Genomic DNA, 23,985 nt, shown 5'->3' with positions numbered 1-23,985 from the left:
TTTTAAACCCTTGATTTATAAAAATTATTATCTATGCTATTTCTATCTTGGCCGTACTCACTTGCTTTAGTACCAAAAATTTTTTCATTAAGTGAGTCAAAAAATTCTTTAACAGCAACAACATGTCTTGCATATTCTTTATTAACTTTATGTAAATTTTCAAGCTTTGAACGCATAAGTACAAGCTTTGACTTCACTTCATCGTCTAAAACAGTAGCAAGTGTAGTCGTACCGCTCTCTTTTGATACTTTTAAAAGCTCTTTATCTAATGCTCTTTTCGTATCTTCAAATGCACGAACTAAGGCATTTTTTTTCTTTACACTCTCATCAACACTTGAGTGTTTAGCCTCTTTTATATTTGCGATATCTTGTATGGTTAAATTTATAAGCTCATCAAGCTCGCCTATAGCCTCGTCCAAAAGCTTTTTTATCATTTAAATTCCTTAATTACAGCAACGCATCAGCCACAGCCCTAGCCGTTTTTGAGATATCAACCTGATAAGTGCCATTTGCTATGGCGTCAGCTATCTCTTTTAGCTTTGCGTTTTCGTTTGTTCTTATTTCTTTACTCTGAGTTTCGACCTTGGCATCGCTATTTTTATTTAGCGTATTTGCTTGAAAATTTGGCCTTTGATTCAAAGGTGTTATCATATTCATACCTCTTAAAATAAAATGTTTATATCACTACATCGGCAGAATATAAATTTACTTAAGAGTCTCTCTTTAAAAAATCGTACAAAAGTTCTGAAAAACCAAGATTTCCGCTCAGTGCCTTACTCATTGCATCGTTATACATTGACCTATAAATATCGCTACCAGCAGCCTTTGGATATAGCGAGTTGTGCTCATCTTCTTTTAAAGCAATATCAAGCACAGCCTTTACCATATATGCCTCAAATGCATCGGTTTGTTCTTTTAAAAGTGCATCTTGTTTAGCATTTGCGTTTTTTATCTTATTTGTTGAAATTTCATTGTATAAATTTAGCGCTAAGGTGTTATCTATTTGCATTATATTATCTCCAGATCGACTTGTATCGCACCAACTCGCTTTAAATTTTCAAGTATCGATATGATATCACTTGGTGTCGCTCCAAGCTTATTTAGCGCTCTTGTTACATTTGCAACGGTAGTTTTTTCACCTGAAATTTTAAGTAAATTTTGACTAGGTGCGACCGACGTATCGCTTCCTATATTTACATCGTTTTGCGCTGCTTCGTCATAGCTATTTGGCTCTATTTTTATTGTGATTGCACCATGCGTTAAGACAACTGGGCTAACTACGGCATTTATGCCACTTACTATCGTGCCAGTTCTTTCATCAACCACTATCTTTTCATCTGGCTTATACTCCACATCAAGATCAAGCACAGCGCTTGCAAGCTCGATAATGCTAACATCATCTGGCTTTTTAACGATAACCGTTCTTGGATCAATCGCCTTTGCAGCATCATCAGAGATATTTGCATTTATAGTATTTTGGATATCAAGAGCAGTTTTAAAATTTGTATCTTTTAGGCTTAGTCTTATGCTATCTTGATTGTAAATGTCATAAGTCACTTCTCGCTCAACTAAAGCACCATTTAGGATAGAGCCAACGGTTGGGTGGTTGCCACCTGATCTACCCATGCTTTTACCACCGATACTTAAAGCACCTTGAGCCAAAGCGTAAATATCACCATCAACGCCTTTTAGTGGTGTCATGAGAAGCGTACCACCTTGCAAACTTTTTGCATCGCCGATAGATGAGATCACAACATCAAGCTTATCGCCATGCCTTGCAAATGCAGGAAGCTTAGCTGTTACCATAACAGCAGCTGCGTTTTTTGACTTGATATCATCTGGGTTTATCTTTACGTTTACACCTTGAAGCATGTTTGATAAAGACTGGATCGTAAATTTTGACGTTGAGCCATCACCTGTGCCATTTAGTCCAACAACTAGACCGTAGCCTATTAGCTGATTATCTCTTACGCCAACTATGCTTGCAAGCTCTTTTATCTGCGTAGCAAAGGCTGAAGTAGCTATCACTGAAGCTGCTACAAAAGATAAAAATTTTTTCATATTTTTTCCTAAAATTTAGCTATTTTAGGTTTTTAAAGCAAAAGATGTTCCAAATTTTTATAAGTTATTGGAAGTAAGAGAGTGAAGTAGCTCCAAATTTTTTAAATTTTACAAGCTTATATGTAGAAATTTCATCGCTCAATTTAAAGTCGCTGTTGTGCTCAAAAACTATCATATAAATTTTCTCTTTTTTTAGCTGTGAGATTAAATTTACAAGCTTTTCGTAGATGCCATCAAAGCCAGCTCTTATGTCAAATGGCGGATCAAGATAGAGCAAGACCTTGCCACTTTGAGAATTTACAATATCGGGTAAGACAGAAAAGGTATCGCCATTTATCGCTTTTAAATTTGAGCACTCTAGGCTTGCAAGGTTGCTTTGCGTGATCTTAAAAGCGGCTCTATCTTTTTCGATAGCGATAGCCTCACGTGCTCCGTTGCTAACGGCCTCGCTTGCCATCACGCCACTTCCACCAAAACCCTCTATAAATGTAAGTGGGTAAATTTCATCTCTAATGACGTTAAAAAAAGACTCTTTTACGATACTTTTTGTACTTCTAGTCGTGCTTAGGCTTGGCAATTCAAGCCTTTTGCCTTTAAATTTACCACTTGAAATTTTAGTGTAAAGCTTCACTGATTTGCCCTTAGAATTTCAAGAAGATCAGCTTTAAATTTATCTATCAAAAGTGAAATTTTCTCTTCTAAGCCCTTTTCATTTTTAGCTTCATTTAGCTCATTTGCTTTTGAAATTTGCATAGCTGAGTAAAATTCTTCAAGCGTATCAAGAAGTGCCATTTTGGTAAAAGGATGAGAAAGATGAGCATTTTTACCTATTATAAATAGCGGTTTTTTTGTCGCGATCTCGCGGTCACTCACTACAAAATCACAATCCTTATGATGAGCAGCCAAATTTCCACAAAAAAGCAGCAGTGTCTTTTGAAGCAAAATACACTCGCACTCAAATGAAATTTTCATATCTCTTCCTATAAATTTTTGCTCGATTTTAGCCTAAATAATCAAAAATTTGTATAAACACTAAAGGATTTTAAAATTTTACCGATGTAGAAGCTAACGTAAGTTTTAAGGAGTAAAACTATGGAAATCTTTAAGGCAGCAGCAAATCAGGTGCTAGATACGAGCATGAGCACATCTGCTCAGCGTCAAATAGATAGCAGACCTATCGAGCATTCTGATGTTAAATTAAGTGCTGATAAAAACAATGAATCAAAAGATATGAACGAGCTAGACGGACTTAGCAACGAAGAGCTTGCCAAAAGAACAAGAGAGGTCACCGATAGACTAAACTATCAAATGCAGCAGCTCGATACTAATGTAAGATTTGCTTACAATGAGAAGCTAAATTTAATGGTCGTGCAAGTAAAAGACGCTAAAACTGGAGAAGAGATAACACAACTTCCAAGCAAAGAAGCTATAAGAATAAGCGAGTATTTCAAGGAAAGCATCGGAATACTTTTTGACAAGGAGAGTTAAAAATGGCAGTAGGTAACGTAACAAATTTAGGCATCGGTACAAAAAATAGCGGGCTAAATGACGATCTTATCAAGAAATTAAAAGAAGCAGATGAGGCAGGACAGATCAAGCCTTTAACAAAAAGGCTAGAGAGAAACGACCTAAAGCAAAAAGACCTTGCAGCTCTAAAAACTCTAGTTAGTAACGTAAATGTAAGTGGCAAAACACTTGGCGGAGAGGCACTTTATCTAAAAAGAACTACAAATAATGCTGGCAAAAGCGTAACAGCCTCAGCAGCAAATGGCGTTAGCGTTCAAAATTTTAATATCGATGTGCAAAAACTTGCTCAAAAAGATACATTTCAAAGCTCAAATTTCAAAAACGCTTCAAACTTAGTAGGTGCGACAAATAACGGCTCTTTTGATGTTGAGATCGATGGACAAAAATTTTCTATTAGCGTAACTAGATCAACCACATATCAAGATATTGTAGACAAGATAAATGATATCAGTGGCGGTAAATTGCAAGCTAGAATTTTAAATGTTGGCGGAGATAAGCCAAATCAAATCATGCTTCAATCAGGTAACACTGGTGCTACGCAGACTATTAAATTTTCAAATGATACGGCTGGTGTTTTAGATAAGCTTGGCTGGGATAGTACGCAGTTTCAAGATAAAGATGCAAATGGCACTCTACTGACAAATCCTGATGGCACACCAAAGATGACATCAAATTTTGAAAAGAATAGAATTTTAAAGGCACAAGATGCGGAATTTACATATAACGGAGTAAATGTAAAAAGAAGCAAAAATACCTTCAACGACTTAAGACCGGGAATTTCTATTACATTAAATGAAACTGGTAAAACAAACGTAAGCGTCTCTCAGGATACAAAAGAGATAATAAAAGCGGTTGAAGAATTTATCAAAGACTACAACCTAATGACCATGAACCTTGGCATAGCTACAAAATATGACGAGGAAAAGGGAGCTGGCACTTTCCAAGGCGTTAGCGAAATTTCAAGCTTAAGATCAAACATTGGTCGTCTTGTAAATGGACAAGATAGCGAAGGCAAAGCATTAAGCAAATATGGCATAGTACCTGATAAAGACGGACAACTTCAGCTTGATCTAAATAAACTAAATGCAGCTCTTAGCAAAGATCCTGAAGAGATTCAGAAATTTTTCATGGGATCAAGCAAGATCGAGCCAATAAGCTATATGGGAGCATCGACTGTTAGCGCTGGGGCATTAGATATAAAAGCTGGTGATCTTACGATAAACGGCAAGTCAGTTACATTCTCAACTACTGCTACTGCCACAGCTGAAGAGAACGCACTAAAACTTCAACAAGCCATAAATGACGCTGGCATAACTGGAGTTACAGCCAGTCTTGATAACAGTGGCAAAAGAATCGTCTTAAAAAGAAGCGATGGCGAAAATATCGAGGTAAAAGGTAAAAATTCAGCCTTAACAGCTCTAGGTATGAATGAAGCTACCATAAATCCAGTAACCAAAAAGACAGATGGGCTATTTACAAAGCTAGCTAAAATGCTTGATGGTGTCGTTGGCAAAAGTGGCACGATGGTTGCTATGCAAAATCAGTTAAAAGATGAAAATGAGTCGATCACAAAAAACAAAGAGAGCACACAAAAGCTTTTAGATGAAAAATATACAACAATGCAAGAGCGCTTTATCAAGTATAACGCTATCATCGCAAGCTTAGAAAATCAGTTCTCAACACTAAAATCAATAATCGATGCAGAGATAAATAGCAGAAAATAAGAGAGAAAGATGAATCAAAGTGCATATAGTGCATACGCACAGTCTAGTTTTGGGGGCATTGAGTCCCCAACTAAATTAATAGAAATGCTTTATGACGGAATTTTAAAATTTATATTTCGTACAAAAAAGGCGATAGAAGCTGGAGATATAGAGAAAAAAGTTTATTATATCAATAGGACAAACGCTATTTTTGTTGAGCTTTTAAATTCGCTTGATTATTCTCAAGGCGACGTAGCCCACTATCTTAGCGGCCTTTATACAAGACAGATGCAGCTTCTTGCTATGGCAAATATACAAAACGATGTCGCAGCCTTAAATGAAGTAACCAATGTCGTAAAGCAACTATCTGAAGCATGGAGAGAGGTAACTTCAGGTGAATAGTTGGATCAATGAATTTAAATTAGCATTGATAAACGAAGATACGGGCAAGATAGCTGCTTTATCAGAAAATTTTAGTGAAGATATGTTTACTAGCCTAGCTTCAGCACAAGAAGCACAAGCACTAATTGGCGGTGCAATAGAGCTTTTAAAAAGCAAGTCTTCGCACATCCAAAATGAGCTTATAAAACTACAAAAAGCTCAAAAATACGTAGCAAACTAATCTATTTTTATAAATTTAAAGGCACGGCGTTAAGCCGAGTTCTGTCTTGAGCGATCATTTATCTACGCTTGCTTTTACAAACAAGCTCTAGCGAAGGGTTTTAATATAAGACCAAAACCATCCCTTCTTGCTGCAGGTTGGGTTTATATGGCCACGCAAGTTACCAAGCGTGCCGGTGGGCTCTTACTCCACCGTTTCACCTTTACCGCCGAAGCGGAAGTCTACTTTCTGTTACACTATCCCTTAGGTTTCCCTAGCCATCCGTTAGATGGAACCTTGTCTTATCGCAGCTCGGACTTTCCTCTTTTGCAAAGAGCAAAAGCGATCGCTTACCGTGCCAGAGCGAAATTATAGCGGCTTTGGCTTAAATTTATAGCTTTAGCTTTTATCACAACTACACTTGCTTCTTCTAAGCCATATGATTTTACATACAAAAAGTGACTTTATAGACAACCCTTTGAGCAAAAGCCTAGCTTGCGTTTTATATAAATTTTTACTCGTCAAATAGATGTATTTTTATATTAAAGTGCGATAAATTCTGCATTATTTATAGGACGCAAATCACAAGAATTGCCAAATTTTTTCATTGTCTCGCGTGCAGCTTCCACAAAAGGTTCGCAACCAAAGTGTGGCACTATGAAAAAATCCACCAAATTTAACCCTGTAAAATCACTCGTTTTCGCGCTATTTTCATCCATCAGCGTAGCATATCTCGTATCTGGTGCCGCTATGATCGCACCTGCTGACTCACCGATATAAATTTTGCCCGCTTTGACTGCATTTTTTATAGCTTGGGCGGCACACGATTTTCGCAGCTCGTTAAGCAGATAAAATGTATTTCCACCGCTAATGTAAATGATGTCGCACTGACTAATGGCAGATAAAATTTCATCTTCACAAGATGGCTCATCTTGGCTAGATACTAGTGCCGCCGAATTCTTGGCGCAAGAGACGTCAAGGCGTCTTAGCTTCGCACCAAAATTTTCTAAAATTTCCACCGCTTCGCCGACGTAGAAATTTACCTCTTCAAATTTGGCCGCAGTATCTATAAAAACAATATCTTTGCCTTGAAAATTTACCACTTCATTAATCTTGCTCGCAACCTCCGCAAAGTAAGAGCAAAGAAAAATATTTGCCATTTTTAATCCTTTTAAAATATAAATTTGCAAACCCATTATATCCAAACGAGCTTAGAAACACTTGTGTTTCGCGTCGCCAGCGTATCTTGCTTTACGAGTAAAATTTAGTGATATTAAGGTGCGGGTCTTAGTGCGCAAATTTGAGCTTAAAACGATAAGGTAAAGTTTTTGCACCGCTTTACTCACAGTTTTTAAAGGGCATTAGGTGAGGCGGATTTTGATTTGCGAAATTTAAACTTGAAAGTTAAGGTGAAGTCTTGCGAGATGGTTTTAATTGCTTCCTACGTCGCTATGCTCTTAGCTAAATAGAAGAAGTAAAATTCGTCCCAAGATAAGACACACAGCCTATCGTAAAGCGAAATTTATACTCTGCTTGCACTTGCGAGCATAGATGCAAAAATCATTTAAAAGCGCTCGCAAGACGAGCCGCTGCCCTACTCAAAGATATTTTTATGCAAGATTTCTTCTAGCACAACAGTCGCGTAGCTGCCTTTTTGCAGTGTGAAATTTATCGTAAAGTGTGCTTTTTCCTCGTTGTATTTATAGCTTGCATCCTCCAAATAACACCACGCAAAGCGCCTAGATCCCGTCATTTTAGCTTTATATTCATTTGCCTGCGCGAAAACTTGATCCTCTACCATTCTCGCCGCGCCCTGCGCCTCATACGCCTTTGCGCCCGCGATCAGCCCGCAGCTAGTGATATCTCTAGCGTCAAAGCGCGCGCCCTCCGCGTCCAAATCCTCGCACAAAAAGCACTTGCCGTGCGGATAGTGGCCCAAAACTTCGCCCTCCATCAGCTTAAAAAATCTCTTTTGTGATTTTAAATTTTTCAAAATCGCGTTATCAAGATACGGGTAAATTTGAGCTAGCTCGCCTAGGCTAAAATCCTGCGCAAACCTCGAAATCTCCACGCGTTTGCTAAGCCAGCGGTTAAAAAGATCACTTTGATATGCCGAGATCAAAAAGTCGTTTAGCTTTACATTTTTGCTCTTTTTGCCGTTTATCGTCCCGTTTTCAAGTAGCTCAAGCCCAGTTTCGGCATTATCGCCAAATTTACCAAAACGCTGATAGCCAAAATAGTTTGCATAGCCCATTTTATCGATACTAACAAATGCTTGCTCGAGCTTTTTAGCGCTACTTGGCAGCACCTTTTTTAAACGAATGAAAAAGCTATTTCCCTTTAGATGTCCGATGCGAAGCTTATTTTTATGCACGCTTAAATTTAAAATTTTCATCTTTTCATGGCTAAAGTTTGCAAGCGCGCCCTCAAATTTACGTGGCATCGAGATAAACTGAGTCGTCATGCCTTGCTTGTCCTTTAGCCCAGCGTAGCCAAAGTCGCGCATCTTAGCTCCTGTAACCTCGCTTAAGACATGCAAGGCCTCTTGTGTCGTCATATCTTTTTTAGAAATTTCAATGATTAAGTGCTCACCGTCACCGCTAAACTCGTAAAGTGGTATCTCGCGCACGACAAAATCATCTGAATTTTTAGAAAAGTAAGCCTCTATGGGCGCATGAGTGAGTGCATAAAGTGGCTTAAAAGTGGTGGTTTCTTGCATTTTGTTTTAACCTTTTATTTGAAATTTTTGCAAAGATACTAATCTTTGTCCGTGTTTTTGCGGCGATCCTTTTGATAGCGTTTAAATTTTTAGGACTAAAAGTAAATAAAATTTCATACTCTTCGCCACTACTAAGCTCAAATTTACTTAGCTTTTTTGTAAATTTAGCACCCTTTTTGCTAGCCTTTAAAAGCTTAGCAAGATCGGCATTTAGCCCATCTGAGATATCCATAGCGGAGTTTATAAGATGAGCTGCTTTGTAGAAAAATTTATCTCTTAAAATAGGCTTTTTAAATCGTGAGTTTTTTGAAATTTTAGCTAGCCTTAGAAGCGAATTTAGCCCCTTTTTGCTACCTCCAAGCTCACCAGTAAAAGCTACCAGATCACCGTATTTTGCATTTTTCCTAAGCACAGCTTTACCATTTAGCTCACCAATTATACTAACGCTTATATTTAAAATTTTACTACTTATCGTATCGCCACCGATTATCTTTACGCCAAACTCCTCGCAAGCTCTATTTATGCCTACGCTTAGCTCTTTGATTTGCTGCGGCGAAAAATTCTTTGGCAAGCTAAGTCCAAGAAGCGCAAATTTTGGCCTAGCATTCATCACGATCGTATCTGAAAAATTTACGATCATCGCCTTATAACCGATCTCTTCAAAGCTTAGCCAGCCATGTCTAAAGTGCGAGTTTTCAGCAAAAATATCCTTGCTAAAGACCTGCTTACCAAGCACAGCCGCATCATCGCCAATATAAGCGTTACCAAAGCATTCAATCGTGAAATTTTCTTTATCCATCGGGCCATTATAATGAAACTCCTTTTAATTTTAGGATAAAATAAGCCAAAAAAGGAGTCAAATGCAAAAAATAGAAATTTTTAGATTTAATGCAAAAAAGGATATTTTGTCGTATTTTAAACCATATTTTTTAGAAATTTTAGATTACGCAAATCTTGACGAGCTGTTTTTGCATGTTAAAAAAATTGATCCGTATTTTCAGCCAACAACTGGCTTTGTGAAAGTAAATGATGTCGTAGTGAGCACTGCTGAACCATTAGAGAATTTATATGAGAAATTTGCAGGCGAGCTTGTGATTTCGCCACTTGATGAAAAAAGAGCGGTTTTAGATCTTGAGATAAGTGATGACGACTTTTGGGAGAAATTTAAACCATTTGATAAATTTTGTGATCAAACAGACAAAGAATTTTATGCAAACTTAAAGCCATATTTTTATGCTGATTTTGTGAGAGAATACGAGCCAAATTTTATAGGTGCAGCTGCTATCATACTGGCTCATCATCTTTATAAAAAAGAAAAAAATGATGAGATCATAAGGTTTATCAACAATGAAAATGGTATTTTGATAGCTTACAATATTGATGATTTTATCTTTGGCGGAAGCGAAATTTATACCGAAGCGATTAGGTTTTTTAAAGAAATTTTAGGAATAAAAGAGGATGAAACCTCAAAAAACGAGCTTGAAAAGATAAAGAGTTTGGATAAATTTAAAGGATTTAAGATAGCCGTAAGCGATAAAATCCCTGTAAATTTAGATAAATTTAGAGCAAATTTTATAAATCTAAACAATAAATTTCCTTGTGGATTTGAACTTTTAAAAGCAAACGAAAAGCTTGCGTTTGCACTTGCAAGCAAAACCATTTTTAATGCGTTTGATAGTGGGGCTGATTTTTTACTAGCTAGCAATGAAGCTGAGTTTTATATGTTTGACACGCTTTCAAAAAAGCTTGAAAAATTTGCAAACAGAAGTTTGCAGGATTTTTATATTTTAAGAGTTAGCGAACTGATAGAGCTTGAAAATGGCAAAATTCCAGCAAGCCTAAAAGAGCATACGCTAAAAGTAAATCTAGTCTAAAACTAGAGAATTTATTTTTGCAAAGTTGCATTTTGCTCGCTTAGGGCTTCTTCTTTTTCGTCTTCTTGCTTTATCTCATCGTACCTTGCTTTGGCGTTTTCATAAACACCAGTTGGAAGGCTTATGTTTAAATCGTCCCTTAGGCTCATCACATCATCACAAGCATTTTGGTAGCCAAGGTCGCAGCTTTTCATATAATAACTCACGCCAAGCTCGATATTTGAGTACTTTTTTAGATCACTATCCATTTGCTCATTTATCTCTTCATTTACAAACATATCGCCCAAAGCTTCGCACGAAAGCACATCTTTTTGCTCACAGCCATCATAGAAAATTTCATACGCAGCTACGTAATCTCCAGCATTTAGTGCCTCAATGCCCCTGTCATAATCATCAATATCAAAGCCAAATGCCAAATTTAAAGCTAGGATTAAAAAAATTATCTTTTTCATATAAAGCTCGGTGCGTCATTTGAAAATAGTATGAGATCGCCAGCACACGTATTTTGAGCTAAAATTTCTTGCATTTTATTTTTATCCTTTAAGATGATGATCTTTGGTTTTATGATGTACTTTAGTAAAACTTCGGCGTTTAGCGAGCTTGTGATGATAACAAGGTCAAAAATTTCATTTATCACCTTGGCTAAATTTGCATTTTGCTCTGCATCGCTCTCGACGATACCAGGTGTTAGCAGCACTTTTCTGCCAGCATAGGTGCTTACTAGCTCGTAGCTTGAGCTCATGCCTGAAAAATTTCCATTAAAGCTATCATCAATTATCAGCTTGCTACCAGCCTCGATCTTGCTTAGGCGGTGCTCGACGTTTTTCATCCTAGATAGCGCTTTATCTACCGCTTCATCGCTCATTTTTAGGTATTTTGCCACCTTTATACAAACTGCTAAATTTGTAGCGTTAAATTTGCCAAGCAGCGGCGAAGCGTAACTCTTGCCATCAAGCATAAATGAAATTCCATCTAAATTTGCGTTTATATCTTTTAGGCTCTCATCGTAAATTTCTAAATTTTGGCTTGGCTCTTTTTTTGTCGAGCTATGTAAAAATGCCATTTGCAAACGAGCGCTTTGAAGTGCTTCGAGCTTGGTAGAGCGGATATTATCAAGCGTTTTAAAATACTCAATGTGTTGCGCACCTATCTCACCTACGATGACGATTTGTGGGTTTAGAAATTTAGTGATCTCTAAAATGTCGCCCTTTAGCCTAGCGCCTGCTTCTACGATATAAATTTGCGTTTGCTCACTTAAGTTTTCATTGATATCTTTGATGATGCCAGCCATTGTATTTACGCTGCGTGGAGTTTTATAGCAGACAAAGCTATCTTTTAAAATTTCAAATAAGAAATTTTTGATACTCGTTTTACCGTAGCTTGCTGTGATCAAGATAATTTTTAGATCTTTATTTGCGCCAAGTTTTTTAAGTGCTTTATTTTTAAATCCTTGAAATTTTATCTTTTCTAAAATTTCACTAAAAAATAGGCTCACAACCAAGACAAAAAGTGGCATCGGAGCTAAAAATACCTTGTGAATGATAAAATTTAGAGCGTAGTTTAGGATAATAGCGCAAGCAAGGATCACAAAGAAGTGCTTGACCCTGGCGGTAAAGACTAGCTTTTTATCAAGTTTTTTGTGCCAAAGATAAAGAGCTGGCAAAAGCGCAAAGTAAAAATAGATGAAAAACCACTTGCCAGTCGTGTAAAAAAGCACCAACGGCACAATAAAGAAAAAAACGTGCCAAGCAGGCTTTGTGAAGTGAAAGAGCACGCGCTCAGGCCTATATGAAAACCACTGAAAGCAAGTAATCACATAAAAAGCGAGCGCAAAGATAAATAAAACTGCGCTTATGTTTAAAAATATATTCATCTTATCTCCTCGATACCGCTCTCATCGTCATCTAGCACGACATTTTTAGCTTCATCTAGCTCAAATTTTAGCCCTTTTTCTATCTCTTCGCTTATAAATTTAGCGTGAAGCAAAAAGAAAAAGTGATCGCCACTAAGCGGGAAAAATGAGCTATCTTTTATGAGCTTATGTATGCTCTCTCCGCTTGTTATAGGCGTTGCCTTGTCATTTTCACCCCAAAATATCAAAGCCTTGCCCCCAAAATCGGCAAAATGCTTCGTAAAATCCTCATCAACTACGTTTTTTAGAGTCTCATACATCACTCTGCTCATACCGCTCACATCTTTTGTGGCAAAGAGTTTATAAAATTTTCCAAATCCAAAAAGCTTAAAAATTTTAAAAATAGCGATCTTTGCGCGCACGATAAATGGCTTTTTGACAACTATGCCAGCTGAGCTTAAAAGTACAAGATGTGGCGGTTTTAGAAGCGTTGCGACCTTGCCACCAAAGCTATGACCTACGATGATATCTGGCTTTATGTCAAGCTCACCACAGAAATTTTCAACGATTTTTGCGTAATCGCTTGTTTTTAAAGGATCAATAATGGAGCTTTTACCAAAGCCTGGCATATCGATATAAACATGGCACAGTTCGCTCAAATATGAGCCAAATACCTTTTTCATTATCTCTTTATTAGCACCCCAGCCGTGTAGAAAAAGTACCTTTTTTTTACATTTTGGATTTACGATCTCGTAGTTTATTTCAAACTCGTCTGAGCCGTACTTTACCGCCCTACTCGCCATCGTTTTCTCTTTTTTTTGCAGTATAAATGCTCTCAAGCACGCTCACTGCTTCGCAAAGGCGCTCATATTCTTCCATATTTAAAAGCACTGCTTCAAATTTATTATTTTTAACAATGACCGCTCTTTTTAATTCATTAGCTCCCACACGAGAGAGCACTGAACTAAAATTTCTAACCACTTCAGTTGCTGTATAAATTTCATCTTTTGTAAAAGTTACCATTGTCGCTCTTTGTGTAAAATTTTACGTAAAATATCACAAACTACTTTATAATCTACTAAATGGCCTAAATTTTTCCGCGACCTTTTACTGAGGTGATCGAGTTTATAAAGCTATAATCGATCTTTATATTACGCTCTCTTGGAAGTGAGTTTGCAAGAGCATTTAAAGTGCTCTCAAAATCCTCAAATAGATAGTTTGCAAGGCTTCCTGGATTTGGATTTATCTCATTTAGATAGACCTCATCATCTATCACAAAAAAGTCGCATCTAATGATCGCTCCGTCAAATCCACAATCATAAATTTTTGAAAAGTTAAATTTAAGCTTTTGCTTTAGCTCTTCAGAAATTTCAGCCTCTTTTACCTTGTTTTCATTTGAAAAGCTAAGATACTTTTGCTCGTAGTCAAGAAATTCTTTCTTTTTTGGCTCTTCTATGATAGAAAATTTTATCTTTCCATCTATCTTACAGCCTGCAAGGTTGTACTCTTTTACTCCTTTTATAAAAGGCTCGACAAGCACATCTTTATCAAACTCAAATGCCACGTCTTTTGCATAAGTTAGCTCGCTGGCGTCATGCACTATATTTACGCCGATGCTACTTCCAAGTCTTGCTGGCTTTAAGATAATAGGATAGTGAAATTTTGGCTCACTTTGACGAGTTAACATCTCATAATCAAGCGCCTTTACGCCAGCTTTTTGCGCTAGAAATTTAGTAAGCTCTTTGTTGTAGCTAAGTGCACTTACTTCAAGCCTTGGACCTATATATTTTATGCCGTAAAAGTCAAAAAGTGCTGCTATCTTGCCATCTTCGCCGTCCATGCCGTGGATCAAATTTATAATGACATCGCACTCTACTTTTTTATCGCCAAAAAGAGAGTGTATGAAAAATCCGCCTTTAGATAAAATGAGCTTTTTTGAATTTTTGTATTTACCAGAGCTAAAAAAATTTGCTCTCATATCTTTTTGCTCGATAAGATAAAAGTCTCTATTTGCGTCGCAAAATATAAATTTTAGCTCTTGTTTTAGGACATTTTTTAAAACTATCGCACTAACTATGCTTATCTCATGTTCATAGCTCTTTGCTCCAAATACCACACCTAAATTCATCTTTTTATCCTTATCCTAATTTCTTTAATGCTTCTTTTATAAGATCACTTGTATTTTCACTCTTGCACTCAGGCAAAATTTTCACTATTTTTTCACGTTTAAAGCCAAGCGCTTCAAGTGCCAAAAGCGCCTCATTTTGGTAGCTTGGCACGCTCTCGTCACTTATAAGCTTAGCATCGCTTAGCTCGGCTATTATGCGCCTAGCCGTCTTTGGTCCGATGCCTGGCACGCTTTTAAAGGTATCTGCGTCGCCGCTTACTATGGCATTTGTAAATGCTTGCGAGCTAAGACTTGAGCAAACTGCCATAGCCGTACTAGCTCCGATGCCATTTAGCTTTATAAGCATCTCAAACATCTTTTGCTCATTTGCGTCTAAAAAGCCGTAGAGTAAATTTGCGTCCTCTCTTATGATCTGCGTTATGGCAAGCTCAACCTTTTCACCTTTGCTAAGCTTGGCTGAGCAAAAAAGTGAGATAAAAATTCCATAGCTTACGCCGCTATTTGTTTTAAGTATCACAAATGCGGGATCTTTTCTGCTGACGACACCTTCGATCGCTTTTATCATCATTTAACCTTTTATTCTTAAAAATTTGTATCTGTGTAGTCTTCTAATTTATTTGACTTTTTGATCTTATACTCAGCCTCATCGCCATCGCCGATCTTCTCTAAAGTAATAGCATGAGCGGTTTCATTTTGCTTTGAGATATAAGTGACATTTTGTGGAGGATCAACGATAACAAATCTAATCTCATTTAGTTCAACCCAGTTGCCTCTATTTATCACTTTTGCAGAAAATATTCCATTTTGCATGATCTCAAGCTCATCTTTTAGAGTAGCTAGCAACTCTTTTTTATCTTTAAAAATTTTTAGCAAAGTATTGTATTCATTGACTAGACCTTGATACTCTTTTAGCTTTTTCATAAAAGTAACTGGCGGTATCACTTTAGCCTTTGAGAGCTCTTCTACCTTTGCTTTTATGGTATAAATCGAGTCTTTATTTTCATTTATGACATTTTTCTTTGTTTCAATATTTTTTAGAAGCGAAGCAAGCTCTGTTTTTGTATCTTCGATCTTATTTAATTGCTCTTGCGTAGCCTCAGCACTCTCAGGCATTTTGCTGGTATCGATTATAAATTTATTGTCAGTGCCTCTTAAATATCTTACGTCTATTAAGTGTGAAGCTGTGATAGTGCAGTTTGAGCCAAGCGTATTTATTTGGATATTTTGAGCGGTTATAGAGCCACCAACGACGCTATTTATCTTAACCCTTTTTGCTACGACATTTCCGCCTTCTAGCCTATCTATCTCGACATTTTCAGCTTCAACCTTACCGATATGGATAGAAATTTTTGCATTCTTTGCATAAATTTTAGCCTTTTGGTGTGTTTGACCGCCGATTATTACTTCATTTGCTTTAACCATCGCATTTGCACCGACGTTTCCTTTAACCTCGATCTCGTCAGCCTCCACGATGATGCCAGTGCCGATGGCGTCTTTTATAGTATCAGTTTCCCTAACCACCAAGGTCACATTTGTATCAGTACCTGCTTGAATAGAGCCAGTTGTTTTAAAATTTGCTTCATTTATCTCTATACGCTCTTCAATATCAAATGAGCCATTTTTCTCAACTACATATCCTGATTTTTTAGCGATATATATTATGCTATCATCATTTTCTACTCTCTCTATATTTTCGCTTATACTTATCTCTTTGCCAGTATCTTCTTTTGGCTTTTCTACTGCTAATAATTTACCTCTCGCATCACGGCCACTTTGCCCTTCGTGAGACTTTTTCTCTTCCATTATCACTTCATCTTGTGCCACGCCAAAAACAAAACCTCTATCAGCATAATCAATCTTATCTTCTTCTTTTATCGCATCAAGTTTATCTTTGTAGTAGTAAAGTATCTTTGCATCAGTAGCTTTTTTTGGATTTATACCTTGTGTTATGTTTAGTATGTAGTCTTTATCAAGTTCGCCCTTTACATGCACAACTGAGGCGATTTGTTTTAACTCATCTTTTAGTTTGCCGATCCTTATACCTATTAAAATTTGAGCTTTCATAAGCTGTTTGGCGATATATTCAAAAAGCTTATCTTCATAATGCTGTTCGTATTCACAATCTTTTGTGGCTTTTACCTTTGCGACTACTTTTGTAACCGTTGAATTTACACCGATTTCTATCTTTGGAAGCTTTGGCACAGCATTTAGCCTAACATCAAAAAATTCCACATCATAGACCTGCTCGATCTCTAGTGTCTCGTCAAGATAAAAAGCATTATCATCAAAAAAGTCTAAATTTTCTTCAGGAACAAAAACTGGCTCTTCATTATCTTTATTTTTATAATAAGTCAAAATATCTAAAATTTTAAAATCTATAAATTCTACCGGTACGCTGTGTTGCTTGCTTAATTCTTTAAGCGATATATAAGGTGTTGAAGTTTGAATTTGCGTTGGCGGTAAAAATCTCTCGTTTTCTTGCACGTTCTCGCTCAAAATTGATCCATTTCACATAAAATTTGGCTCTTATTATCGCCAAAATTTTATTAAATTTGGGTTATGTAAGCTTTAAAGCATCTTTTGTTACTATTGCGTTTTCAAATTTAATAGGTGGGCGATGTTTATAAAAGGCTTTTTTTCAAACTCAGTTGGCATTATGGTTTCAAGAATTCTTGGACTTATAAGAGACCTTTTAACAGCCTCCATCCTTGGAGCTGGCATATTTAGCGATCTTTTTTTTATCGCTTTTAAAATACCAAATTTATTTCGCCGCATATTTGGAGAAGGTGCCTTTACACAAGCATTTTTGCCAAATTTTGCAAATAGCAAGAAAAAAGCGATCTTTCAGGCTGAAATTTTCATCAAATTTCTACTTTTTATAGGCGTTTTGACACTTCTTGTAAATTTATTTACGCCCTACTTTATAAAGATCATCGCAAGTGGCCTGAGTGAGCAAAATATCATGGGTGCAGTGCCGCTTGTGCGTATAAATTTCTACTATCTAGCCCTTGTTTATATCGTCACTTTTATGGGCGCATTACTTCAGTACAAAGGACACTTTGCTACAACTGCGTTTTCTACGGCACTGCTAAATTTAGCCATGATAGCTTCACTACTTTTAGCTCGTGGCAAGAGCGAGAGCGTGGTTGCGCTTTATCTTAGCTTTGGCGTCGTTGCAGGCGGTATTTTGCAAGTTTTGGTGCATCTAATCGCTATGAAATTTAACGCCTTAAATAAAATTTTTTGGGGCGGTTTAAGCGGATATTTTAAAGGCAAAAAAGCTAGCAGCAAAGGTTTTTTTGTAAATTTTTACCACGGCTTACTTGGCTCAAGTGCGATGCAAATAAGCGCATTTATGGACACTTGGCTAGCTAGCTTTTTAGTAAGTGGCTCGATAAGCTACCTTTTTTATGCAAATAGAATTTTTCAGCTTCCGCTTGCTATCTTTGCGATCGCACTCTCTCAAGCGCTCTTTCCAAAGATCACTAGGCTTTTAAAGCAAAAAGACGAGGTAAACGCCCTAGTTTGGACAAAAAAGAGTTTTTACTTGCTTCTTTGTGCTCTGCTAGCAGCCACCATCACAGGCGTAGTGCTAAGCGAGTTTATCATCTGGCTCTTGTTTGAGAGAGGGAATTTTGTAAGGGCAAACACCATTGAATGCGCTAAGGTGCTAAGTGCCTATTTGGTGGGGCTTACGCCATTTGGGCTGGCTAAAATTTTCTCACTTTGGCTCTATGCAAATATGAAACAAAAAGAGGCAGCCAAAATTTCCATCATCTGCCTTGTGATAAATTTGATCCTAGCTGTCATTTTGATGCAGAAATTTGGAGCAGCCGGCCTTGCATTTGCAAGCTCACTTGGGGGATTTTTACAGCTTATTTTATACGTTAGAGCCTTTGGAGCTAAGCGATTTTTAGCTATAATCGAGCCTAAATTTATAGCCACCATCGCTATTTTGGCGGTTTTGCTCTATTTTGGTTTAACATTTTTAAAGGATATATTTAATGCGAATTTTTGATACTTCTAAAAGAGAAAAGGTTGAGTTTAGCCCTATTAAAGATGGTGAAGTTAGCATCTATCTGTGCGGTCCAACGGTCTATGACGACGCACATTTGGGACACGCAAAGTCAGCCGTTAGCTTTGATCTTTTAAGAAGAGTCTTAAAAGCACTTGGCTACAAGGTCAAATTTGCAAGAAACTACACTGATATTGACGATAAAATTTTAAATAAAATGGCGCAAACTGGCCAAAGCTTAGAAGAGATCACAAACAAATATATAGCGCATTATGAGAGCGACATGAACGCTTTAAACGTGCTTGATCCAGACTTTAAACCAAAGGCTACGCAGTGCTTGGAGGCGATCATTAGCTACATCAAGGTGCTTATGGATAGAGGTGTGGCGTATAAAACCAGCGATGGAATTTACTTTGATACGAGCAAGGATAGTGGATATTTTAGCATTAGCGGCAAGGATAATAATACCGATCTAATCGCACGAGTGGCAAGTTTTGGCGAAAAAAGAGATGAAAAAGACTTTGTTCTTTGGAAATTTGACGAAAAATGGTATGAAAGCCCATTTGGCAAGGGTCGCCCTGGCTGGCACACCGAGTGCGTGGCGATGATAAGAGAATTTCTAAGTGATAAAGAAAATGATAAATTTGAGATCGACATCCACGCTGGTGGCATCGACCTGCTCTTTCCGCACCACGAAAATGAGGCAAGTCAGTGCAGATGCGCCTATCATAAAAATTTGAGCAAATACTGGATGCATAACGGCTTTATAAAAGTGAATAACGAAAAGATGAGTAAGAGTCTAAATAACAGCTTTTTTGTAAAAGACGCCCTAAAAAACGTTCATGGCGAAATGCTTAGATTTTATCTGCTTACGAGCCATTACAGGGCGCATTTTAATTATTCAGATGAAGACTTAGTGGCTTCAAAAAAGAGGCTAGATAAAATTTATCGCCTTAAAAAAAGGGTTGATGGCGTGCAAGCTGGCGCCATAAACGAGAGCTTTAAAAATGAGCTACTTGAGGCACTAAGTGATGATCTAAACGCTTCAAAAGCACTTGCAAGTGTTGATGAGTTTGTAAAAACAGCAAATGAAAGGCTTGATAATAGCCCAAAAGATAAAGCCTACAAGGCCGAAGTAGTGGCAAATTTGGAGCTTATAAGTGAAATCTTAGGCATTGCTAGCACAAATTATGTTGAGTATTTTCAGTTTGGCGTAAGTGGCGAGCAAAAAGAGCAGATAAAAAGGCTTCTTGATGAGCGCGCGGTAGCTAAAAAAGAGAAAAATTTTGCAAGAGCTGATGAGATAAGAGACGAGCTAGAAAATATGAATATCTCTATCATGGATACACCAAATGGCGCAGTTTGGGAGAAAAATAATGACTAACTTTGGCTTAAAAGATGTGCTAAAACGCTTTGGTCCTTATTTTAAAGACTACATTCCACACTTCATCCTAGCCTTCATAGGTATGGGGCTTGCAAGTGGCGGAACAGCAGTCAGTGCATATCTGGTGGAGCCAGTACTTAATAAAATTTTTGTTGAAAAAAACGAAACATTGCTTTATTTGTTGCCATGTGCGATTATTGCCATTTATGTGTTAAAAAATATAGGTACATTTATGCAGGCTTATTTTACGGCATATATCGGCCAAGATACGATTAGAAGATTTCGTGAAAAGATGGTCGAAAATTTACTAAATTTGGACATGAAATTTTTTAATGATTTTAGAACAGGCGAGCTAATAAGCAGAACCACGAACGACATAGAGCGCATAAGATCTATTGTTTCAAGTTTCATACCTGAGCTTATTAGAGAGCTTGTAACTATCATAGGCCTGCTTTGTGTAGTCATATATCAAAGCCCTAAATTGGCGTTTTTTGCACTTGTGGTCATGCCAGTAGCCATTTATCCGATCTCGCGCCTTGCAAAGAAGATGAAAAAAATTTCAAAGCAGTCGCAAGAAAAGACATCCGATATCACTTCAGCCTTGAGTGAAATTTTTACAAATATCGAGATAATTAAAGCAAATAACGCTCAAAAATACGAGCACTCACGTTTTATTGATGAAAATAATAAATTTTTTAAACTAAATCTTAAAACTGTAAAAATTGAGCAATTAGTAAGTCCACTTATGGAGACGATAGGCTCTATTGGTGTTGCAGCCGTTATTATCGTAGGAGGCAAGGACGTTATCGACGGAAATATAAATATGGGTGCTTTCTTTTCATTTTTAACTGCACTTTTTATGCTCTACACTCCACTAAAACGCATCGTAAATATATACAACAAAATGCAAGACGCGATCGCCGCAAGCGAGAGAACATTTTTCTTGATGGATAAAGTAAGCGATATAAAAGATGGTGAGAAAGAACTAAACGAAGAGATAAGACTTATCAAATTTAACAATGTCTGTCTAAACTACGGTGACAAAGAGGTTTTAAAAGGTATAAATTTAGAGGCTCGTGAGTCAGAATTTATAGCTCTTGTTGGCTCAAGTGGTGGCGGAAAAACCTCGCTCATGAATCTGCTCATGAGATTTTACGACGTAAATAGCGGAGAAATTTTAATAAATAATACAAATTTAAAAGATATCAAAATCCACTCACTTCGCCAAAACATCGGACTTGTAACGCAGCGTGTCTATATCTTTAACGATACAATCGCTAAAAACGTGGCTTACGGCAGAGAATTTAACGAAGAAGCCGTGATAAATGCACTAAAAATGGCAAATGCTTATGAGTTTGTAAACAAACTAGATAACGGCATAAACACTATCTTAAACGAATTTGGCACAAACCTTTCAGGCGGTCAAAGACAACGCATCGCAATAGCAAGGGCACTTTATCAAAATCCACAAATTCTTATCTTTGACGAGGCCACTTCAGCGCTTGATAACGATAGTGAAAAAGAGATCACAAAGGCTATAAACAACCTAAGAAACAAAAAGATCATCTTTGTCATCGCTCACCGTCTAAGCACAGTTGAAAGTGCTGATAAGATCGCGGTTTTAAGTGATGGAAAGATAGTTGATATCGGAAGCGATGAAGAACTTAGCAAGAGAAATGAAATTTATGCAAAACTTAAAGGCAAAGCCTTAGTTTAAGGCGATTTTTGCTAAGATTTGCACAAATTTTTAGGCATTTTAAAGAGGTTAAAATGAGCTTAAACTACGAAACTTTAAAATCTATATTTTTTAAATTCGATCCTGAAACTGCCCATAAAATCGCAGAACTTGCAATGATCGGAGCAAATAAAATTTTTCCAGGATCATTAAGCTTTGTAGCAAATAAGTGCGTGGTCGATGACAATGCGCTAAAACAAAATTTATTCTCAAGCACTTATCACAATCCAGTTGGCATAGCTGGTGGCTTTGATAAAAACGCCACAATGTTTGAAGCACTCACGGCTCTTGGCTTTGGGTACTTAGAATTTGGCACATTTACTCCAAAACCTCAACCTGGCAACGATAAACCAAGACTTTTTAGGCTCGTAGACGAAGAGAGCATCCAAAATGCGATGGGCTTTAACAACGATGGTTGCGAGGCTATTAAAAATAGAGTCAAAAAACTTTATCCTTATACTTTACCTATCTGGGCAAATATCGGTAAAAACAAGGTTACACCAAACGAAGATGCAATAAAAGACTATGAAATTTTAGTAAAAGAATTTAGCGAAATTTGCGACACCTTTGTCATAAACGTCTCATCACCAAACACGCCAAATTTAAGAGCCTTGCAAGATGAGAGCTTCATAAAAGAACTTTTTAGCGTCATTTTGCCACTTACTAAAAAACCAATTATCTTTAAAATCGCTCCTGATATGAGCCACGAAGATGCGATCAAGCTTTGTAGTTGCGCGGTAGAAAACGGCGCTAGCGGCGTGCTTGTTTCAAATACAAGCGTTGATTACTCGCTCTCTCACTCGTCAAATTTAAAGGATTTTGGCGGACTAAGTGGCAAAGTGATAGCTCAAAAGTCAAAAGAGATCTTTAAAGCCGTGGCAGATGAGCTTTATGGTAAGACGACACTTATCGCATGCGGCGGCATAGACAGCGGTGCAGAGGCATATGAGCGCATAAAAATGGGAGCAAATTTGGTCCAAATTTTTACAAGCTTTATCTTTAAAGGGCCGATGATCGCAAGAGGTATAAATTTAGAAATTTTAGAGCTTTTAAAAAGAGATGGCTTTGGCTCTATTAGCGAAGCAGTCGGCATAGATGTTAAAAAATAAAAGGCAAAAGATTGATAAAATTTAATAAAATAAAACTAGAAAACGGACTAGAAATTTATCACGTACCAGTAAATCCTGGCTCAAAAGTGATAAGCGTCGATGTCTTTTATAAAGTTGGATCAAGAAACGAAGTGATGGGCAAAAGCGGCATCGCTCACATGTTAGAGCATCTAAATTTTAAATCAACCAAAAATTTACGAGCTGGTGAATTTGACGAAATAGTAAAAGGCTTTGGCGGCGTAAATAACGCAAGTACAGGCTTTGACTATACCCACTACTTTATAAAAGCGTCAAATGAAAATTTAGACAAAACGCTTGGTCTTTTTGCTGAGCTTATGAAAAATTTAAGCCTAAAAGACAAAGAATTTCAGCCAGAGCGAGACGTGGTGCATGAAGAGCGCAGGTGGCGAACAGATAATAACCCTATGGGATACCTCTACTTTAGGCTCTACAATCACGCATTTATCTATCATCCATATCACTGGACACCGATAGGCTTTATAAAAGATATCGAAAACTGGAATATCTCCGACATAAAAGAATTTCATGCTACATACTATCAGCCCAAAAACGCCATTTTAATGATAAGTGGCGACATCGGCAAGGACGAGGCATTTAAGCTGGCTAAGAAAAACTTTAGCAGTATAAAAAACAAAAAAGCCATACCAAAACTACACTGTAAAGAACCTGAACAAGACGGAGCTAGAAGAGCAATCATCTATAAAGATAGCCAAACACAAATGCTAGCGATCGCTTACAAAATCCCAAATTTTAAACACGCTGATCAAGTGGGACTAAATGCGATGAACGAATATCTAGCCACTGGCAAAAGCTCTGTTTTACAGCAACGTCTAATCGATGAGCTAATGCTCGTAAATCAAATTTATGCTTATAATATGAGCTGCGTTGATGAAAATTTATTTATATTTTTAGCAGTTTGCAACCCAGATGTCGAAGCAAGCGTAGTTGAAGCTGAAATTTTAAAGATCATAGATGATTTAAAAAATAAGCCAATCGACAAAGATGATGTTTTAAGAGTTAAAAATTTGATAAAAACTGATTTTATTTACTCATTTGAGAGTGCGAGCAAGGTTGCAAATTTATATGGCTCATACCTTGCTAGAGGCGATATAAAGCCAATTTATGAGCTTGAAAAAAATATCGATAAGATAGATGCCAAGCTTTTAAAAGAGATAGCAAATAAATATTTTAATGAAAAAACCAGCACAACAATAATTTTAAAAAAGGAATAAACGTGGAAAATTCGCTTCAAGGTG

At 37.1% G+C, this 23,985-nt stretch carries 26 protein-coding genes and 1 other RNA gene; 10 read left to right on the top strand and 17 right to left on the bottom strand.

The window, feature by feature from the left end; genetic code table 11:
- Nucleotides 1-2: 2 nt before the first annotated feature.
- The 6 genes from flgN to F3H01_RS01025 form a co-directional block, all read right to left on the bottom strand.
- Nucleotides 3-434: a flagellar export chaperone FlgN gene (gene flgN / locus F3H01_RS01050; RefSeq protein WP_149724547.1), complete on the bottom strand. Its 432-nt coding sequence runs from the start codon at nt 432-434 to the stop codon at nt 3-5.
- Between the two features lie 13 nt (nt 435-447).
- Nucleotides 448-651: a flagellar biosynthesis anti-sigma factor FlgM gene (locus tag F3H01_RS01045; RefSeq protein WP_188116333.1), complete on the bottom strand. Its 204-nt coding sequence runs from the start codon at nt 649-651 to the stop codon at nt 448-450.
- A 58-nt stretch (nt 652-709) separates the two neighbouring features.
- Nucleotides 710-1,009, bottom strand: a complete 300-nt coding sequence (locus F3H01_RS01040) for a rod-binding protein (RefSeq protein ID WP_149724546.1) — start codon at nt 1,007-1,009, stop codon at nt 710-712.
- On the bottom strand, nt 1,009-2,061 hold the full coding sequence (locus F3H01_RS01035; protein ID WP_107691251.1) for a flagellar basal body P-ring protein FlgI: 1,053 nt from the start codon (nt 2,059-2,061) through the stop codon (nt 1,009-1,011). The genes F3H01_RS01040 and F3H01_RS01035 overlap by 1 nt, the downstream gene beginning before the upstream one ends.
- Nucleotides 2,062-2,125: 64 nt before the next feature.
- Nucleotides 2,126-2,692 (bottom strand): 16S rRNA (guanine(966)-N(2))-methyltransferase RsmD, encoded by a 567-nt coding sequence (gene rsmD, locus F3H01_RS01030; protein ID WP_149724545.1) that lies wholly within the window; start codon nt 2,690-2,692, stop codon nt 2,126-2,128.
- Nucleotides 2,689-3,033, bottom strand: coding sequence for an ornithine carbamoyltransferase (locus tag F3H01_RS01025; protein WP_087577118.1), 345 nt, complete (start codon nt 3,031-3,033; stop codon nt 2,689-2,691). The genes rsmD and F3H01_RS01025 overlap by 4 nt, the downstream gene beginning before the upstream one ends.
- A gap of 120 nt (nt 3,034-3,153) precedes the next feature.
- Here F3H01_RS01025 and flaG point away from each other — a divergent pair, with 120 nt between their 5' ends.
- The 4 genes from flaG to F3H01_RS01005 are packed head-to-tail and all read left to right on the top strand — an operon-like array spanning nt 3,154 to nt 5,913.
- Nucleotides 3,154-3,549 (top strand): flagella length regulator FlaG, encoded by a 396-nt coding sequence (flaG, locus tag F3H01_RS01020; protein WP_103619116.1) that lies wholly within the window; start codon nt 3,154-3,156, stop codon nt 3,547-3,549.
- A 2-nt stretch (nt 3,550-3,551) separates the two neighbouring features.
- Nucleotides 3,552-5,312, top strand: coding sequence for a flagellar filament capping protein FliD (fliD, locus tag F3H01_RS01015; protein ID WP_149724544.1), 1,761 nt, complete (start codon nt 3,552-3,554; stop codon nt 5,310-5,312).
- Nucleotides 5,313-5,321: 9 nt separating this feature from the next.
- Nucleotides 5,322-5,693: a flagellar export chaperone FliS gene (fliS, locus tag F3H01_RS01010; protein ID WP_072594313.1), complete on the top strand. Its 372-nt coding sequence runs from the start codon at nt 5,322-5,324 to the stop codon at nt 5,691-5,693.
- Complete coding sequence (locus F3H01_RS01005) at nt 5,686-5,913, top strand: hypothetical protein (protein WP_149724543.1); 228 nt, start codon at nt 5,686-5,688, stop codon at nt 5,911-5,913. Before fliS ends, F3H01_RS01005 begins: the two co-directional genes overlap by 8 nt.
- A gap of 14 nt (nt 5,914-5,927) precedes the next feature.
- Here the strand turns inward: F3H01_RS01005 and rnpB are convergent.
- From rnpB to F3H01_RS00985, 4 genes are all read right to left on the bottom strand, one after another.
- Nucleotides 5,928-6,254, bottom strand: an RNA gene (gene rnpB / locus F3H01_RS01000) — RNase P RNA component class A.
- A gap of 180 nt (nt 6,255-6,434) precedes the next feature.
- Complete coding sequence (locus F3H01_RS00995; protein ID WP_188116332.1) at nt 6,435-7,052, bottom strand: Type 1 glutamine amidotransferase-like domain-containing protein; 618 nt, start codon at nt 7,050-7,052, stop codon at nt 6,435-6,437.
- A gap of 434 nt (nt 7,053-7,486) precedes the next feature.
- Entirely contained in the window at nt 7,487-8,611 is a 1,125-nt protein-coding gene (gene truD / locus F3H01_RS00990; RefSeq protein WP_149724541.1) for a tRNA pseudouridine(13) synthase TruD, read from the bottom strand.
- Nucleotides 8,589-9,410 (bottom strand): thiamine-phosphate kinase, encoded by an 822-nt coding sequence (locus tag F3H01_RS00985; protein ID WP_149724540.1) that lies wholly within the window; start codon nt 9,408-9,410, stop codon nt 8,589-8,591. Before F3H01_RS00985 ends, truD begins: the two co-directional genes overlap by 23 nt.
- Nucleotides 9,411-9,471: 61 nt before the next feature.
- Here F3H01_RS00985 and F3H01_RS00980 point away from each other — a divergent pair, with 61 nt between their 5' ends.
- Nucleotides 9,472-10,485: an HdrB C-terminal domain-containing protein gene (locus F3H01_RS00980; protein WP_149724539.1), complete on the top strand. Its 1,014-nt coding sequence runs from the start codon at nt 9,472-9,474 to the stop codon at nt 10,483-10,485.
- An 11-nt stretch (nt 10,486-10,496) separates the two neighbouring features.
- Here F3H01_RS00980 and F3H01_RS00975 read toward each other — a convergent pair whose 3' ends face one another.
- The 7 genes from F3H01_RS00975 to F3H01_RS00945 form a co-directional block, all read right to left on the bottom strand.
- The gene (locus F3H01_RS00975; protein ID WP_149724538.1) at nt 10,497-10,937 is read right to left on the bottom strand and encodes a hypothetical protein; all 441 of its coding nucleotides are present in this window, start codon (nt 10,935-10,937) and stop codon (nt 10,497-10,499) included.
- Nucleotides 10,934-12,358 (bottom strand): Mur ligase family protein, encoded by a 1,425-nt coding sequence (locus F3H01_RS00970; RefSeq protein ID WP_149724537.1) that lies wholly within the window; start codon nt 12,356-12,358, stop codon nt 10,934-10,936. Before F3H01_RS00970 ends, F3H01_RS00975 begins: the two co-directional genes overlap by 4 nt.
- Nucleotides 12,355-13,140 (bottom strand): EstV family lipase, encoded by a 786-nt coding sequence (gene estV / locus F3H01_RS00965; RefSeq protein WP_149724536.1) that lies wholly within the window; start codon nt 13,138-13,140, stop codon nt 12,355-12,357. Before estV ends, F3H01_RS00970 begins: the two co-directional genes overlap by 4 nt.
- Nucleotides 13,130-13,360 (bottom strand): type II toxin-antitoxin system Phd/YefM family antitoxin, encoded by a 231-nt coding sequence (locus F3H01_RS00960; protein WP_021091404.1) that lies wholly within the window; start codon nt 13,358-13,360, stop codon nt 13,130-13,132. The genes estV and F3H01_RS00960 overlap by 11 nt, the downstream gene beginning before the upstream one ends.
- 64 nt (nt 13,361-13,424) lie before the next feature.
- Complete coding sequence (locus F3H01_RS00955; protein ID WP_149724535.1) at nt 13,425-14,465, bottom strand: D-alanine--D-alanine ligase; 1,041 nt, start codon at nt 14,463-14,465, stop codon at nt 13,425-13,427.
- Nucleotides 14,466-14,475: 10 nt separating this feature from the next.
- Nucleotides 14,476-15,030: a Holliday junction branch migration protein RuvA gene (gene ruvA, locus F3H01_RS00950; RefSeq protein WP_149724534.1), complete on the bottom strand. Its 555-nt coding sequence runs from the start codon at nt 15,028-15,030 to the stop codon at nt 14,476-14,478.
- A gap of 17 nt (nt 15,031-15,047) precedes the next feature.
- Nucleotides 15,048-16,961, bottom strand: coding sequence for a flagellar assembly protein A (locus tag F3H01_RS00945; RefSeq protein WP_149724533.1), 1,914 nt, complete (start codon nt 16,959-16,961; stop codon nt 15,048-15,050).
- Between the two features lie 121 nt (nt 16,962-17,082).
- Between F3H01_RS00945 and murJ the strand changes: the two genes are divergently transcribed.
- Genes murJ through F3H01_RS00920 form a run of 5 tightly spaced genes read left to right on the top strand, consistent with a single transcriptional unit; the run spans nt 17,083 to nt 23,961 of the window.
- On the top strand, nt 17,083-18,483 hold the full coding sequence (gene murJ / locus F3H01_RS00940; protein WP_149724532.1) for a murein biosynthesis integral membrane protein MurJ: 1,401 nt from the start codon (nt 17,083-17,085) through the stop codon (nt 18,481-18,483).
- A complete protein-coding gene (cysS, locus tag F3H01_RS00935) occupies nt 18,470-19,864 on the top strand; it encodes a cysteine--tRNA ligase (protein WP_149724531.1) in 1,395 nt (464 codons plus the stop codon). Before murJ ends, cysS begins: the two co-directional genes overlap by 14 nt.
- Nucleotides 19,857-21,581: an ABC transporter ATP-binding protein gene (locus F3H01_RS00930; RefSeq protein ID WP_149724530.1), complete on the top strand. Its 1,725-nt coding sequence runs from the start codon at nt 19,857-19,859 to the stop codon at nt 21,579-21,581. The genes cysS and F3H01_RS00930 overlap by 8 nt, the downstream gene beginning before the upstream one ends.
- A 53-nt stretch (nt 21,582-21,634) precedes the next feature.
- Nucleotides 21,635-22,708: a quinone-dependent dihydroorotate dehydrogenase gene (locus tag F3H01_RS00925; RefSeq protein WP_149724592.1), complete on the top strand. Its 1,074-nt coding sequence runs from the start codon at nt 21,635-21,637 to the stop codon at nt 22,706-22,708.
- A gap of 11 nt (nt 22,709-22,719) precedes the next feature.
- A complete protein-coding gene (locus F3H01_RS00920) occupies nt 22,720-23,961 on the top strand; it encodes a M16 family metallopeptidase (RefSeq protein ID WP_149724529.1) in 1,242 nt (413 codons plus the stop codon).
- The last annotated feature ends 24 nt before the right edge of the window (nt 23,962-23,985 follow it).

The organism is Campylobacter concisus (assembly GCF_902460875.1).
Classification (GTDB): Bacteria; Campylobacterota; Campylobacteria; order Campylobacterales; family Campylobacteraceae; genus Campylobacter_A; species Campylobacter_A concisus_AA.
The sequence above is the reverse complement of the archived record's forward strand: the minus strand, read 5'-3'. Positions and strand labels throughout refer to the sequence as shown.